This window comes from Wolbachia endosymbiont of Nasonia vitripennis (assembly GCF_048054115.1).
Taxonomy (GTDB): Bacteria; Pseudomonadota; Alphaproteobacteria; order Rickettsiales; family Anaplasmataceae; genus Wolbachia.
The window spans coordinates 29,738-43,902 of record NZ_JAFEVF010000008.1 but is presented as its reverse complement, the minus strand read 5'-3'; the positions used below and the strand labels follow the sequence as shown (position 1 = coordinate 43,902).

The following is a 14,165-nucleotide window of genomic DNA, read 5'->3' as shown; positions in this document are numbered from 1 at the left end:
TATCTTACTTTGTTTGCTTGTCAGATCAAGTCTAAACTATTACATACACCTGGCATTTTGTTTAGTGCGAGCCTAATAACATTTGTTACAACTTTTTTCTTATCTATTTATTTGATATCACCTTTAATGAAAGAAATTGTAGATTTGCAAAATTCTCAACGGGAACAAGGTGAAAATTTAGATCAAGAAGAGAGATGGGAAGAAATATTAAAAAGTAAAAGATTTAAATATTTCATTTTTACTTCCCAATGTTCGAGTTATCTCCCTCCTATTTTATTAATAGCAGGTTTGGTGTTACAGTACCAATCTAGTTGCTTAAACAGTAAAATACTCATCGGATTTGCTGCATTACTAGGTTGTAGTTTATTACTACACTTAGCAAGTGAAATCTACGAGAGAAAAGTTGTAAATCTTGTAAAAACTGAAGGAATAGGTGATGAACAAAATGTACCTATAGGAGCATCAACCGAAAAGCCAAGCAGCATTGTAAATCCTGATGGTGCTTTTAACGTCTCGGCTCATCAAGTAGGTTGATTATTCTCCATACTCAAATCTCTGGCTAAAAATAACGAGCCACAAATTAGTATGGTTTTGACGTTTTGAATAGAGGCTTTTAGTATGTGATTTGATATTGCATCACCGATTGATTCACATTCAATAGCATTTACTCCTATATTATTAGCTCCTTCTCTGATTAAATCTGTACTTGTTGCTTTAGGTTCAGATTTAACACAAACGGCGCATAGTAGTTTGATGTATGGCTTTAAGTGCTCTAAGAACTCTGCGACGTTTCTGTTACGAGTGACACCAAAGATCATATAAACACCTTCAGCAAAATTGTCTTTTACCCACCTAGCTAACACTCTGGCACCATCATTGTTGTGTGCACCATCTAGAAATAATTGCCAATCTTTTGGTAATAAAGAAATTAAATTACCTTCTTTTATAGACTCTAGCCGCGCAGGCCAATAAGTGCTCTGTAAACCTGAAGCAATGTCCTCTTCTCCAATATCAAATCCATATTTTCCACTCAAAATGCTACATGCTGCAATGGCGTTTCCTGCATTGATTATTTGGTGTTCACCCTTTAAAGATGGCAAAGAAAATTCTATTGATTGAATAGCCGATTGAAAGACCATTCTGTTATTCTGTTTTTCGCAATTCCATTCAAGTCCTCCTCTATACAGAGGAGATTTCTTATTTATTGCATGATGCTCTAGCGTGTTCATTATAGATTTTTCTTGTGGTGCTATTACGCAAGGAACATTAGGTTTCATTATTCCAGCCTTTTCACCTGCTATGGTTTCTACGGTAGGACCAAGATATTCTGTATGGTCAAGGGCAATTGAAGTGATGATCGTTAGAATTGGATTATCTATAACATTTGTTGCATCAAGCCTTCCACCCAGACCCACTTCAACTAAAGTAATATCAGCTTTATGACGAGAAAAAGCTAAGAAGGCTGCAGTCGTTGCGGCTTCAAATAGAGTGATGGGTTGTTCTGCGACTGCTATACGGCATTCTTCTAGTGAGTTATGTAATTCACTATCATCGATATCATTGCCTGCAATAACTATTCTCTCATTAAAATTCACTAAATGTGGAGAAGTGTAGGTATGAACTTTATACCCTGCTGCTTGCATTATATATCTTATAAATGATAGTGTCGATCCTTTGCCATTAGTGCCAGCTATGTGAATTATTGGCGGTATTTTTTTCTCAGGATTGCCTAATCTATTGAGAGAGCTTTTTATGCGATCAAGAGAAAAATCCTTTGGTCTACTGCCAAGCGGCTTAGGCCAATGAGGCATGTATATCATAGATTATTGTTACATTTTAATTCATCTATTACACTTGCCATGCCGTGCGTGTCGATTTTTTCACTAAATTGAGAACGTTGATTAATAGCAATACTTATCCCACTCATTACAACATCGTTTATTAAGAAAGAATTGTCACTTTTAGTCACTTTAAAGTCAATGTTTGTAAATTCCTCATCACCATAAGAAAATCTTGTTCCTATCAGACAAGTTTCATCGTCAACTGCTTTTGTACTCATTATGATCATTTCACTATTATTTATGTATTTATACAAAATTTTAGCGCACAAGCGCGCGAGATATACTTCATATTCTTTTAGAAACTCTTCTTTTTCTTTCTGAGTAGATAAATTCCAATATTTCCCTATGACAAATCGAGATATTCCTTTGAGGTCAACATTATTCTGAATAATTTTCAGAAGTTCTTCTTGTACATGTTCTAGATTTTTTCTATTCCCTTTCATAGACGTGTTGTCTACTTGCTGCTTCATGGCAAGCACAAAAGTTTTGTGCCCTATACAATTCGCGTAAGCACTTGAGGAGATTACAATAAAAATGGTTAAGAACTTAATAAGATTCATAAGATATATTTATTAGCTATGATACTTAAAATGCAAAATTTAACAAAGGCAAAATAATGATCGCTAGTTTTAATATATCTATAGACATACTCTATATAAATAATCTATAATTAATTTAGGGGTCTGTGCTATGCGTTATGAGTTAAGTTAAATTTCCCGAGCGATAATTTCTGATCAAGGGAATTGCCTCTGTTAATTTCATTGAAATTAGTACGTGATGCCCACCTTAACTTTAGGTCTCAGGAATCTACTAAGACTGACGGTAGATATGGATCCCTTTTCCATTATTTAGGTTTATGTTACACCAATATAAAGAACAAGGTGTTTTTTTCTGTTCATCTCATGAGATATTTCAAGTTGTAATTGACGTTGAGAAGTATCCTGATTTTGTTCCTTGGTGCAAAGCTGTTTATATAAAAGAAAAAACTGATAGCCAAATGATTGTGGATCTCCTTGCAGCTTTTCATGGCATTAAAGGAAGTTACACATCAGAAGTGACCTTTCTTTCTCCAAATGGAGCAAATAAAAGTTGGATAAAAGCTGTGTCGTCAAATGGAATATTTAAACATTTATACAACGAATGGAAATTCACTCCTATAGATGAAAGTAAAACTATGGTAGAGTTCTATATAAAGTTTGAATTTAAATCCAATTTGTTTTCCGCCTTATTAAACTCAGTTTATAAATACACACAAAGTAAAATAATTGCTGCATTTAAAGACAGAGTAGAAAGTGTTGCCGAGAAAAAGTTATCTTGACATTATTTATATAAATGCATAAATTCTTTAATAAGTTAAGTGTTTCCATTGTAATGATTTTTAGATTATTGTTCTTACTTATTTTTATAAGTGTTAGTTCTTATGCAGCTATTGAACAAAACTTACCCAACACTCAAAAAACTGATGAAATAACATCAAAAGAACTACTGTCACTACTGCCTGATGATAAATTATTAGGTGATCCAAAAGCACCAATTTTAATGATAGAATATGCTTCGCTCACTTGTTATCACTGTTCTCTTTTTCATAAGAAAGTTTTTCCTAAAATCAAAGAGAAGTACATAGATACAGGTAAGATGTTATACATATTCCGTCATTTTCCTCTAGATTACAGAGGATTAAAAGCTGCAATGCTAAGTTATTGCTATGAAAAAGAAGAAGACTATTTTAATTTTAACAAAGCTGTGTTTAATGCAATAGACTCGTGGAACTACTCTAATTTTAGTGATTTAACTATACTACAAAAAATTGCTGCACTAAGCAATTTGAAGCAAGATGTATTTAACCAATGCATTAATGATAAAAAGATGATGGACAAAATTATAAATGATAAATCACTTGCAATTAATAAACTTGATATCACAGCTACTCCTGTATTCATCATCAAGCTTAACGATGACAAATCATACGTAGAGAATGGTAAAATCAAACATGAAGGATATAGAGAGCTGGAATATTTCACTAATGTAATAGATGAGTTATATGGAAAAGCTATAGTGAAGTAATAACACTTTAGCTTACCATATAAAAACCCTATGCTGAATCAGTATTTTTTGATACTGTTTGTTGCTTTTTACGCTCAAACTCTCTTTTTTTACTGTGCCAAGCATAATAATACATAGCAATTTTATTCTCTATTAATACTATCGTTCCATCATAAAATTGGACCATATCCATAACTTTTTTCTGAGCTTCGTTAAAGCGTTCTTTGTACTTCTCGCGATAAGCTGGATTGTGCAGTAATTTGACTCCTTCATTATTATTAGATTTCTTGCTTAACGTTTCAACTTCGTTAGCAATGTTATAAGACATATAACCCCCTCTAATTGATTATAAAAATTACATTTTAAGAGAGATGTAAATAAACGATCCCTTAATTCTAGTATAACAATTGGTTATTATACTAGTTAACCATAGTAAAATATATAATAATCTTTGTCACTTAAAATTTTACTTTATAAAATAACAACTTAAAATAAAAAAATTTTATTATTCTTAACTCTATTGTTATATTTATAAATCTTATATAGATTAAACCTCCTTAGTTTATATTATAAAACTTAATGCGTCATAACTTTAGCAGAAAATCGTTGTACATAAGAAGCTTATTTGCAAAAGAGTATAAAAAAATAGAAGAACATTGTACTCTTGATAAGAAACAACGTATTCAAATCACTCCTGAAGAAGGAAAATTATTAAATTTATTTATCAAAATCCATAAAGTTAAAAGCATAGTTGAAATTGGCACGTTATATGGTTATTCGTCAATTTGTATGGTAAAAGCTTTACCGAAAGATGGTCATATATATACAATAGAAAATAATCCTCAACACTCAAGAATAGCAAAAAAAAATTTTAGTGCTTTTAATCTAAGTGATAAAATTACTCTAATAGAAGGTGATGCACTGGAAAAAATTAATGAATTATCAGCAAAGGCACCATTTGACATGATATTCATCGATGCTGACAAAAGTAGTTATCCTAAGTATTTAGATTGGGCAGGGTCATACATTAAACAAGATGGGCTAATCGTTGCAGATAACACTCTATTATTTGATACAGTATTTTTAGAATCTCCTCCAAAAGAAGTATCAGAAAAGTCATGGCATGCTATGAGAGAGTTTAACGATAGATTGTCAGATGAAAAAAAATATTTCTCCATATTGATTCCTACTGACGAAGGAATGACTGTAGCTTTAAAACTCACGCAAGTTAAAAATCAAGGTCAGCGTAATGTCTAGGGGGAGTTAAGCCAAAAACTCTCTCTAATAATATTTCGCGAAAACAAGGCCTTGATTTAACAATGGAGTACCATTCTTTTAAAATCTTACTTTTTTCCCATGGGAAACTATTTACGTAGTCTATTATAGAAATATGTGATGCTAAAGTAATATCGGCTAAAGTGAACTTATCGGTTGCAAGCCAAACGTTCTTGTTAATTAAGTGTTCGATGTATTCCATATGGCAAGGCAGGTTATTCTGAGCTGCATGAAGAAATCTAGAGTCAGGGCTGCGGTTAGTAATTACTTTTTCATTCATAATATACTTAGTAACTTCATTGTAAAATTTGCTATCGAACCAATTGATTAAAGCGCGTATTTTAGACTTAATAATAGTGGATGAACCAAGTAATTTGACGTCGCTATTGTAAGTCTCTTCTATATATTCACAAATGGCATTACTATCCGCTATTACAAAGTTATTATCTATTAATACTGGTACTTGTCCGATTGGATTGATCTCCATGAATTCATTCCGCTTTTCCCATGGATTTTCATATACCAAATCACAACTCAGCTTTTTTTCCTTGAGAAGAGCTCTAACTTTTCGTGAAAACGGACAAAGAGGAAAATGATATAAAATCATAATATTCCTCTTTTGTTATTCCAATACCTATATGTTGTCATTCCAGTACGTGACATTGGAATCCAGCTTATTTCATTATGGACATTACTTTTAACATATACTCCTAGAATCCATTGTCCATTGTATAATTTCCAAATATTTTTATACTTGAATCCCAGTACAACTGTACGAACATTGTAGTCTGAGAGCAATCCCCACCGGAAGGGTGTCATTTCAGTGATTGACACTGGGATGGCTTTGTTGCATCGCTCAAGTGAAAAGAACTGGCAGTTACTGACAAAATTCATTATAAATAGCCATTTAACTGTTGAAGAAAAAATATGCCACAAAAAATGAGAGTCAGTAACTGCCATGAATATAACAAATTTCTCCAAGAAAGAGGAAGCATTTTTTGTTATATCAATGACGCCATAGAAAATTGGTACGAGAATTGTCCAAAAATGCAGGGCGGCAACTATATTTATAGTGATAAAGTTGTGATTTTAGTGCATATAATCGTCAGTTTCTTTAGAATTGGTTTAAGACAAACAGTCGGGTTTATAAAAGGGTATTTGCAACAAAAATGAATTTTGTCAGTATAGCCCTTCTCATAATAGTCCAAAAAGAGTAAGATATGGATTGATAGTAGTGGAAGGTAAGGATGCCAGTAGCATATAGTTATGACTTAAGAAAAAAGGTAATGGAAGCATTGGATGAAGGAGAGAGTGGAGAAACTGTTGCCAAGAGATTTAAGATCGGAAAAACAACTTTATATGAGTGGAAGAAAAGACGTGAGAAAACGGGAGATTTTCAGTCAAAAAAGCCTGGAAGCGTGGCATAAAATTACCGACTGGAATGCATTTGCCGAATTTGCAAATGAGCAAGGTGGCAAAACTCAGTCAGAGATGCTGGGGCAATATTAGTAGACAAATAATTCATCGAGCACTTAAAAATATAGGATTCACAAGAAAAAAAAGACCTACGGATATAAAGAAAGAAACGAAGAAAAACGCGCTGAATTTTTGAAAATTATAGCAACAAAAGAACCTCAAAACTTAGTTTATATAGATGAGTCTGGCATTGATAACACCGAGTTATGGATATTGCCAGAAGGGACAGAGGTTTTATGCTCTAAAATCTGGTAAAAAAATTCAACGAATCAGTATGATTGCAGCCTTAAACGGCAGAAAAATAGTTGTTCCGTTAACATTTGAAGGCCACTGTAATATGGATATCTTTAATAAATGGTTTGAGCAGTTTCTGACACCGATTTTGAAACCTGGACAAACTGTTATCCTTGATAATGCTACTTTTCATAAGTCTAATAAGATTTGCTAAAGGAGTTGGCGCAGAAATTTTATATCTACCGCCTTATTCTCCCGATTTTAACAAAATTGAGCATCATTGGTTTGCTATAAAAAACAGAGCTAGGAAAAACATCCCTCTATTCACATCTTTTCGTCATGCTGTTGATTCCGCTTTTCTATAAGCTTTTCGGACTATTATGAAAAGAGCTATATTAAGCTATATAACTCAAAATCTTGATAAAATGCAGAAAAGTTTTTTTAATTTCAGCTCCATCCTCGAAGAGTTAGAAAATAACTTTAAGCAAGTTAGTCAGAATTTTTCTGACGCAAAGGAACAAGTTTTAAATTTAGCTGTCAACTCTGAAAATTTGGCAGGCAAGTTTCTTAATTATCACCCGAATATGTGCATAGTATAAAATTAGCTTGATAGACTTCAAGAGCTTTGCCTATGAAGTCAGTGTGCTTCTTGAAATGCAATATACTTTTATTACTTTAATTATGAAAATCCGTTAAGCCTTCTTGCCAATTACTACAATATTTTCACTTGGAAAAAAGTAGTCAGGTATAGCCATGTTCTTTGGTGCAGGACCGCCAATTACTCGGCCTGATGTGTCATAATATGAACCGTGACAAGGGCAGAACCAACCGTTGCCGTCTTTTGTAGCGTGATCAACTGGTACACATCCAAGATGGGTGCATATTCCAATCATAATTAACCATTCATCTTTTCCTTTGTATACTCTTTTTTCATCTGATTCAGGATCTCTCAAATTTTCTGCATTTATGGCTCTTGCAGCCTCAATCTCTTGTTTTGTGCGCTTGCGGATAAATACTGGCTTACCTTGCCATTTTACCTTTTTTCCTTGTCCTTCTTGAATATCAGATAGATTAACCTCAACCGTAGACATCGCTAAAACCTCAGCAGAAGGATTCATAGACTTAACCAATGGCCAAAGACCGCTTGCAGCTCCTATACCTGCCATGGCACACGTAGTTAATGTGATAAAATCTCTTCTACTCTTATTTTTGGCAAAATCTTTAACAATAGATGTTTTTTTATTCTTCTCATTCGTCAATGATTTTTTATTTTTAGTTAACTTCTTATCCATCAATCTCTACTTGAACATAGACATATATTTTAATTTAAATATTATAGATTAATCAATAGAAATTTGCACTATTTGTTTAACCTTTGCTATACAGTTAAGAAGAAACAGAGTTGTCAATTTCGGAAATACTATCTTCAGTGGAATCGGGATCCTCAATTTTCGCTACTGACACCACCTTTTCTCTACTCTCTGTTTTAAACAGAGTGACTCCTTGAGTGCTACGTCCTGCAATTCTGATATCATTTACTGAAATACGAATTAACTTTCCTTTATCTGTAATAAGCATGATATTATCACCCTGTTCAACTGGAAAGCTAGCAACAACATTACCGTTTCTGTCGGTAGTAAGGATATTTGTAATACCAACACCACCTCTATTTGTTACCCTATACTCGTACGCAGAAGTTCTTTTACCAAAGCCATTTTCAGTAATAGTTAATATGAACTCCTCATTCATTGCAAGTTTTAAGAACAGTTTGTTATCTATTCCTAAATCATTCAAAGTCTTTTCCAATTTAGAATCAATGGAGTTATTAATTGCAGTCCCCAGTCTTTTTGCAAGTGGAACTTTTAAGTAAAGTTCTTTTGTTTCTGTTGCTACACCTATCCCATTTAATATGGTCATAGATATCACGCTGTCATTCTTTGCAAGTTTGATACCTCTTACGCCATCTGAATTGCGACTTTTAAATTGACGCACATCACTTACAACAAATCTGATACTTTTGCCGAATCTTGTTGAAAGAAAAACATGATCAATTTCATTGCATACTTTAACTGATATTAACTTATCTCCTTCATCGAGCTTGATTGCTATTTTTCCATTGCTTGGAATATAGTGAAAATCTGCTAAAGAGTTGCGCCTTATGTTCCCATGAGCAGTAGCAAAAACTATGTTTTGATTTTCGTCATTTTCACTTGGTAATGGCATTATATTAGTTATAGTTTCACCATCGCTAAGCGGGAATATATTAACAAGTGCTCTTCCACGTGCAGTTGGCTCTGCAATAGGTAACTTATAAACTTTTAATCTATAAACTCGGCCAATATTAGAAAAGAATAAAAGGCTAGTGTGGGTATTCCCAACAAATAATTTTGTGGTTACATCCTCTTCTTTTAATCCTTGTCCTAGCTTTCCTTTTCCACCACGACGCTGAGTTCTATAATGAGAAAGCTTCACACGCTTGATATAACCATTCATAGTTACGGTTATCACCATATCCTCTTGTGGAATTAGATCTTCAGCTTCAATGTCCGTATCTGATTCCTCTATTGAAGTTTTTCGCGGCACAGTAAATCTGTTCTTTATTTCTTGTAGATTGTTTTTTATTTCTTTCATCAACTTCTCTCCTGAGCCAAGAAAAGCGATATATTCTTTTATCAGGTTGATCATTGAACTTAGCTCAGCTTCTAATTTGTCTTTTTCAAGGCCTGTTAAACGTTGCAATTTCATGTCAAGAATAGCTTTCGTTTGCAGCTCAGTTAATCTATACACTCCGTCTTTCAAAAAGCTTGTGCTGTCTGAGATTAATCCAATAATTGTGTTTATCTCAGCTGAAGTTTTCCATTCTTTATTTAAAAGTTCTCTACTTGCTTCCGCAGGATCTTTTGCACCACGGATGATTTTTATCACTTCATCTATGCTCAAGACCGCAATGTAGAGCCCTATATATATATGAGCTTTTTCCCTCGTTTTTCTTAGACGAAACTCTGTTCTCCTGATTAATACTTCTTTTCTAAAATCAATAAAAGCAGCTATAATTTCTTTCAACGACATCAAAGCAGGCCTGTTGTTGTTGAGGACTAAAGTGTTAACACTAAAACTACTTCTTAGTGGAGTTAGTCCCAATATTTGATTAAGTATAAAACTTGCTTCAGCATTTCTTCTGAGGTCAATTACTACCCTAATACCAGACTTATCAGATTCATCCCTAATTTCTGTTATGCCATCAATTCTTTTTTCTTTTACAAGCTCACCTATCTTCTCAATTAATTTTACTTTATTTACCTGGTAAGGTATTTCATCAATCACTATTGCTTGCCTATCTTGTGACAGGTCTTCCATGTGAGTCTTGCCTTGCACAACAATTGATCCACGACCCGTTGCAAATGCTGATCTTATTCCAGACCTTCCAAGAATCGTTCCCCCAGTTGGGAAATCCGGTCCTGGCATCACTTCAAGTAACTCATCCAAAGTAACTTCAGGATTATCTATATATAACATACAAGCATCTATTATTTCTCCAAGGTTGTGAGAAGGAATATTGGTTGCCATACCAACTGCAACACCGCTTGCACCATTTACCAATAGATTCGGAAATTCTGCAGGCAGTACAACAGGCTCTGTTTCATTTCCATCATAGTTTGGCCTAAAATCAACTGTATCTTCGTCAATATCATTTAGTAAAAAATGCGACACTCTGTGGAGCCTTGCTTCTGTATATCGCATTGAAGCTGGCGGATCTCCATCTATCGAACCAAAGTTACCTTGCCCATCAATAAGTGGTAAAAGAAGAGAAAAATCTTGAGCCATCCTGACCAAGGAGTCATAGATAGCCATGTCACCATGTGGGTGATATTTTCCCATTACATCCCCGACTATACGAGCTGCTTTTTTATACGGTTTACCGGCATCGAACCCAGCCCTCGACATTGCGTATAATATGCGCCTATGAACAGGTTTAAATCCATCTCGCACATCAGGTATAGCTCGACTTATGATCACACTCATTGCGTAGGAGAGATAAGAATCCTCTAGCTCTTTCACTATTGAAACTGGTACTATGTTGTCTTGCATTTTCTATACTTTGATTGAAATAATTGTAATATTAATATTCAACTAGGCTAATGGGCAATGACAGACTTGAACTGCCGACCTCCTCGGTGTAAACGAGATGCTCTACCAGCTGAGCTAATTGCCCCTCTAGATATAATTCTATAGTTCAATGTTGTTGTTGTAAACAAAAATAGCGATACAAGCAACTCTTATGGAATCGCTGGGTGCGCACTATGGAGTTGTATAAATTTTAGCCTTGCTGCTACCTTGTATAAAGGTATTCTTTCACTTGCATTTTTTGACATGTTCAACAACTTTGAATAACATGCTGTGGCATTTTTAAAATCTGAGAGCTTATCTAGAATAACAGCTAAATTATAGGTATAAAAAATATTGTTTTGATCTAAAGAAATTGCTGCTTTCATATATTCTTTAGCTTTTACGTAATCCCCTTTTTTCATATAGATCAAACCTAAATTTGCTGATAAAGGGGCGCTATTTCTGAGTGTATCATACAATTTCAACATTTCACTCAATGCTAAATTAGGATCATATTGTGAGATTATCGTCAGAAAATTCTTTAATACATAAGGGTTGCTAGGATATTCTTTTAACAGTCTTGTGTAAATCTCTACAGCTTTTTTAAATTCTTTGTTAGCGTAATAGATATTCCCTAGTCCAATTAAAGCACTTTCATGATAAGGAAATTTTGCGATAATCTGATTGAGGAGAGAAGTAGCTGTTTCACTATCTCCTAACTCAAAGGAATCTTTTGCTTTTTTTAAAATAGAGTATATGTCAAAATTCTTGCCAGAATTCTGCGAAATTTTGATATTAAATTTGTCACTTTTTCTCTCGATAACATCAAGATCTTTATATTTTTTATCAGCTTTTATATGCTTGACAACACTATCAAAGACCTTCTGTATCTCCAAATTTTCACTAGCATAGGTAACAGAAGACCTCCATAAAATCACAACGCAAATTAACATGCAGACAAACATAGATCCTAGTGTTGTGGCATTGGCTGCAGCGCGTAACCAGTAAATCTTATTTCTTTGAACTATACGCAACACATTACAAATTCATAAATGCTAAATTACTTATCTAATATAATAATAAAGATATTATTAATTGGCAGATACTATTTAGAATGAGTTAAAAGAGCACTTCTACACATTCCATATGGTTGCCAATTACACTCCTCACATGCGTAGTCAAATTTCTCTAAAGACATTTTCTTTCTAATTCTTTTTACTGCTTTACTCCAGGTCAAAATCTCGCCAATTTTTATTCCTAAAATTTCCATATGCCTTCTATCTAGCTCTAAAACTTTAGCTTGTGTGGTACATTTACCTTGTTTAGTCTGGTTTGGGCAAACACTACAAATAGTGTCAAGATTATCAACTACTTCGATTTTAGTATTAGGATCACTAATTACTTTACTTGCTATCTTTTTGTAATTTTCTACAAAGCTCTGAGAATATCCATACCCTTGAAATGCAAGAGTGCACATAAAATGATGAGGACGAAACCTTATCACTTTTTCAAATACTGCAAAGCTGCTACAAGTAGAAAAATTTTTACCAAACCAGGAAGGATGAATGGTAAAACACCTACCATTATTGCTTGTTTCAGACCCACGTAAATAGTAAGCCAACTAATACCACAAATAAAGATTACGACTGTACCCGCCAGACAACTTAAAGAATTACACATAAATGATTTATATTTAGAGTTCAGTAATTCATTTACTCTGCTCATTACTACAACAGCAACTAAACAGCCAATCAAATATCCACCTGTTGGCCCGAGAAAAATGTGATAACCACCAGAAAAATTCGCAAAAACAGGCAATCCTGCTGCACCAAGTGATAGATATGTAAGCACAGAATAGAATGCTGTTCTGCGGTTAAATTTAAGCCCAATAAGCATTACTCCTAAAGTTTGCAATGTGATAGGCACAGGCTGCAATGGTATGCTTATTTGAGCCATCAAGAATAAAAGTAAAACGCAAGACAATATTTCAGCCAGTGTTGATCTGCTGCTAGATTGTGTTATAAACATACTTTCCCAATAAAAATAACTTATTAAATGTCATATATGTGTATGAGAGGTTTTGCAATTTAAATTTTGCTCATATTGTGCTACAATGAATTATTTATGCACTATTAAATTAAAAATGATGAGTAAACAAGATCTATTATCGTTGATGAAAGCAAGACACAGCGGACGTTCATACGATCCTACAAGAGCAATATCTCAGGAAGACATGGATATTTTAATGGAAGCTGTAAGGCTGACTCCCTCATGTTTTGGTGATGAACCCTGGAGATACGTAATATGCAACAAACAGAACAATCAAAGCGCATGGGAAAAGCTGCTAAATTGCCTTGATGAATCTAATCAAAAGTGGGCAAAAGATGCACAAATACTAATTATATCTCTAAGCGCTAAGAATTTCCGTAAATCTGACAAAGGTGAAAATTTTTGGGCTAATCACGATACTGGTGCAGCAAATTATGCACTTATGCTACAGGCTGCAGCTATGAACTTAATGGCTCATCAAATGGGTGGATTTGATAGAGATAAAATAGTAGAAAAATTCAACATATCCGATGATTTTAATGTAATGTCAGTGATAGCGGTTGGTTACGAAGAAGATGGCGCTGAAACAAGTAAGAAAAAAAGAAGACCAATAGAAGAAATATTTTTTTATGATGAGTGGCCAAAAACTAGTTAACTTACTTTGACCACCCCTCTCTCAATACCTTAAAAATAGGATTATCTGGTAAGTAATTTTTTTTCATTGTACCTTTTTCAATTGCTTGCCAGTCTTTCCATGAAAGCTTCTCGTTTCCAAGTTCATAGTCCATACCGTCCCACACGTCTTCACGAAAACCATAAACAGCAAAGTGCCAATTATATTCATTGAAAATAGAAATAAGATCTTGGAAATAGCGCTCTAATCCTTTTGAAGAACGATGTCCACCAAATTCTCCAACGAGTATTCTATAGCTTGGTATTTTATGTTTTTTTTGGAAAATACTGACAGGTTCTATATATGATCTGAGTGTATTTCTATTCCAGTACTCTGTTTTATTTGTGTCAGCAGAACAAATATATCCTGGATAGAAAAATTTCCCCTGGTTTAGTTTTAAATTTGTATAAACAAAAGGCTCGTATGTAATAGTTTAGACTTGATCTGACAAGCAAACAAAGTAAGAT

Annotated in this window: 15 protein-coding genes, 1 tRNA gene, 1 other RNA gene and 3 pseudogenes; 8 read left to right on the top strand and 12 right to left on the bottom strand. The window is 33.9% G+C overall.

From position 1 onward, the window contains the following. Positions 1-534 (top strand): annotated as a pseudogene (locus JR053_RS02325) (molecular chaperone DnaJ); the annotation flags it as partial. On the opposite strand, the gene JR053_RS02320 reads toward JR053_RS02325, so the two are convergent. After that, a complete protein-coding gene (locus JR053_RS02320) occupies positions 522-1,820 on the bottom strand; it encodes a bifunctional folylpolyglutamate synthase/dihydrofolate synthase (RefSeq protein ID WP_010403916.1) in 1,299 nt (432 codons plus the stop codon). The pseudogene JR053_RS02325 and the gene JR053_RS02320 sit on opposite strands and share 13 nt — an antisense overlap. After that, positions 1,817-2,401: an MlaC/ttg2D family ABC transporter substrate-binding protein gene (locus JR053_RS02315; RefSeq protein WP_010403914.1), complete on the bottom strand. Its 585-nt coding sequence runs from the start codon at positions 2,399-2,401 to the stop codon at positions 1,817-1,819. The genes JR053_RS02320 and JR053_RS02315 overlap by 4 nt, the downstream gene beginning before the upstream one ends. A 117-nt stretch (positions 2,402-2,518) precedes the next feature. Here JR053_RS02315 and ssrS point away from each other — a divergent pair. The 3 genes from ssrS (at position 2,519) to JR053_RS02300 (ending at position 3,905) form a co-directional block, all read left to right on the top strand. Further along, a non-coding RNA gene (gene ssrS / locus JR053_RS02310) (6S RNA) lies at positions 2,519-2,680 on the top strand. Positions 2,681-2,697: 17 nt separating this feature from the next. Further along, positions 2,698-3,159 (top strand): type II toxin-antitoxin system RatA family toxin, encoded by a 462-nt coding sequence (locus JR053_RS02305; protein WP_006013504.1) that lies wholly within the window; start codon positions 2,698-2,700, stop codon positions 3,157-3,159. A gap of 53 nt (positions 3,160-3,212) precedes the next feature. Next, on the top strand, positions 3,213-3,905 hold the full coding sequence (locus tag JR053_RS02300) for a thioredoxin domain-containing protein (protein WP_010403910.1): 693 nt from the start codon (positions 3,213-3,215) through the stop codon (positions 3,903-3,905). 28 nt (positions 3,906-3,933) lie between these two features. Here the strand turns inward: JR053_RS02300 and JR053_RS02295 are convergent, their stop codons facing one another. Continuing rightward, positions 3,934-4,212, bottom strand: coding sequence for a DUF2671 domain-containing protein (locus JR053_RS02295; RefSeq protein WP_010403908.1), 279 nt, complete (start codon positions 4,210-4,212; stop codon positions 3,934-3,936). A 251-nt stretch (positions 4,213-4,463) separates the two neighbouring features. Between JR053_RS02295 and JR053_RS02290 the strand changes: the two genes are divergently transcribed. Next, positions 4,464-5,141: an O-methyltransferase gene (locus JR053_RS02290; RefSeq protein WP_010403904.1), complete on the top strand. Its 678-nt coding sequence runs from the start codon at positions 4,464-4,466 to the stop codon at positions 5,139-5,141. On the opposite strand, the gene JR053_RS02285 is transcribed toward JR053_RS02290, so the two are convergent. Both JR053_RS02285 and JR053_RS02280 read right to left on the bottom strand, forming a co-directional pair. Then, the gene (locus JR053_RS02285) at positions 5,113-5,766 is read right to left on the bottom strand and encodes a glutathione S-transferase family protein (RefSeq protein ID WP_010403901.1); all 654 of its coding nucleotides are present in this window, start codon (positions 5,764-5,766) and stop codon (positions 5,113-5,115) included. The two genes, JR053_RS02290 and JR053_RS02285, sit on opposite strands and share 29 nt — an antisense overlap. Further along, on the bottom strand, positions 5,763-6,053 hold the full coding sequence (locus tag JR053_RS02280; protein WP_416603413.1) for a hypothetical protein: 291 nt from the start codon (positions 6,051-6,053) through the stop codon (positions 5,763-5,765). Before JR053_RS02280 ends, JR053_RS02285 begins: the two co-directional genes overlap by 4 nt. A gap of 33 nt (positions 6,054-6,086) precedes the next feature. Between JR053_RS02280 and JR053_RS02275 the strand changes: the two are divergent. Both JR053_RS02275 and JR053_RS02270 read left to right on the top strand, forming a co-directional pair. Further along, positions 6,087-6,326: pseudogene (locus JR053_RS02275) on the top strand (transposase); the annotation flags it as partial. Between the two features lie 80 nt (positions 6,327-6,406). Then, a pseudogene (locus tag JR053_RS02270) lies at positions 6,407-7,234 on the top strand (IS630 family transposase). A gap of 327 nt (positions 7,235-7,561) precedes the next feature. On the opposite strand, the gene petA reads toward JR053_RS02270, so the two are convergent. The 6 genes from petA to JR053_RS02240 all read right to left on the bottom strand — a co-directional run bounded on the left by petA (position 7,562) and on the right by JR053_RS02240 (position 13,004). Next, positions 7,562-8,161: a ubiquinol-cytochrome c reductase iron-sulfur subunit gene (petA, locus tag JR053_RS02265; RefSeq protein WP_010403947.1), complete on the bottom strand. Its 600-nt coding sequence runs from the start codon at positions 8,159-8,161 to the stop codon at positions 7,562-7,564. Positions 8,162-8,255: 94 nt separating this feature from the next. Further along, a complete protein-coding gene (gyrA, locus tag JR053_RS02260) occupies positions 8,256-10,958 on the bottom strand; it encodes a DNA topoisomerase (ATP-hydrolyzing) subunit A (protein WP_010403949.1) in 2,703 nt (900 codons plus the stop codon). Positions 10,959-11,009: 51 nt separating this feature from the next. After that, positions 11,010-11,082, bottom strand: a tRNA-Val gene (locus JR053_RS02255). Positions 11,083-11,146: 64 nt separating this feature from the next. After that, the gene (locus JR053_RS02250; RefSeq protein WP_010403952.1) at positions 11,147-12,013 is read right to left on the bottom strand and encodes a tetratricopeptide repeat protein; all 867 of its coding nucleotides are present in this window, start codon (positions 12,011-12,013) and stop codon (positions 11,147-11,149) included. Between the two features lie 68 nt (positions 12,014-12,081). Further along, positions 12,082-12,480 (bottom strand): DUF1284 domain-containing protein, encoded by a 399-nt coding sequence (locus JR053_RS02245; protein ID WP_029237639.1) that lies wholly within the window; start codon positions 12,478-12,480, stop codon positions 12,082-12,084. Beyond that, positions 12,477-13,004 (bottom strand): biotin transporter BioY, encoded by a 528-nt coding sequence (locus JR053_RS02240; RefSeq protein WP_010403957.1) that lies wholly within the window; start codon positions 13,002-13,004, stop codon positions 12,477-12,479. Before JR053_RS02240 ends, JR053_RS02245 begins: the two co-directional genes overlap by 4 nt. 85 nt (positions 13,005-13,089) lie before the next feature. Here JR053_RS02240 and JR053_RS02235 point away from each other — a divergent pair, with 85 nt between their 5' ends. Next, a complete protein-coding gene (locus JR053_RS02235) occupies positions 13,090-13,680 on the top strand; it encodes a nitroreductase family protein (protein WP_010403959.1) in 591 nt (196 codons plus the stop codon). Position 13,681: 1 nt separating this feature from the next. Here the strand turns inward: JR053_RS02235 and JR053_RS02230 are convergent, their stop codons facing one another. Then, entirely contained in the window at positions 13,682-13,813 is a 132-nt protein-coding gene (locus tag JR053_RS02230; protein WP_416603409.1) for a hypothetical protein, read from the bottom strand. Positions 13,814-14,165: the final 352 nt, after the last annotated feature.

Excerpts from the sequence above, each read along its gene's own strand:
- JR053_RS02240 (WP_010403957.1), bottom strand. The coding sequence starts at position 13,004 with ATGTTTATAACACAATCTAGCAGCAGATCAACACTGGCTGAAATATTG.
- JR053_RS02320 (WP_010403916.1), bottom strand. The coding sequence starts at position 1,820 with ATGATATACATGCCTCATTGGCCTAAGCCGCTTGGCAGTAGACCAAAG.
- gyrA (WP_010403949.1), bottom strand. The coding sequence starts at position 10,958 with ATGCAAGACAACATAGTACCAGTTTCAATAGTGAAAGAGCTAGAGGAT.
- JR053_RS02235 (WP_010403959.1), top strand. The coding sequence starts at position 13,090 with ATGAATTATTTATGCACTATTAAATTAAAAATGATGAGTAAACAAGAT.
- JR053_RS02305 (WP_006013504.1), top strand. The coding sequence starts at position 2,698 with ATGTTACACCAATATAAAGAACAAGGTGTTTTTTTCTGTTCATCTCAT.
- JR053_RS02300 (WP_010403910.1), top strand. The coding sequence starts at position 3,213 with ATGATTTTTAGATTATTGTTCTTACTTATTTTTATAAGTGTTAGTTCT.
- JR053_RS02315 (WP_010403914.1), bottom strand. The coding sequence starts at position 2,401 with ATGAATCTTATTAAGTTCTTAACCATTTTTATTGTAATCTCCTCAAGT.
- JR053_RS02290 (WP_010403904.1), top strand. The coding sequence starts at position 4,464 with ATGCGTCATAACTTTAGCAGAAAATCGTTGTACATAAGAAGCTTATTT.
- JR053_RS02280 (WP_416603413.1), bottom strand. The coding sequence starts at position 6,053 with ATGAATTTTGTCAGTAACTGCCAGTTCTTTTCACTTGAGCGATGCAAC.
- petA (WP_010403947.1), bottom strand. The coding sequence starts at position 8,161 with ATGGATAAGAAGTTAACTAAAAATAAAAAATCATTGACGAATGAGAAG.
- JR053_RS02230 (WP_416603409.1), bottom strand. The coding sequence starts at position 13,813 with ATGGACTATGAACTTGGAAACGAGAAGCTTTCATGGAAAGACTGGCAA.
- JR053_RS02295 (WP_010403908.1), bottom strand. The coding sequence starts at position 4,212 with ATGTCTTATAACATTGCTAACGAAGTTGAAACGTTAAGCAAGAAATCT.
- JR053_RS02285 (WP_010403901.1), bottom strand. The coding sequence starts at position 5,766 with ATGATTTTATATCATTTTCCTCTTTGTCCGTTTTCACGAAAAGTTAGA.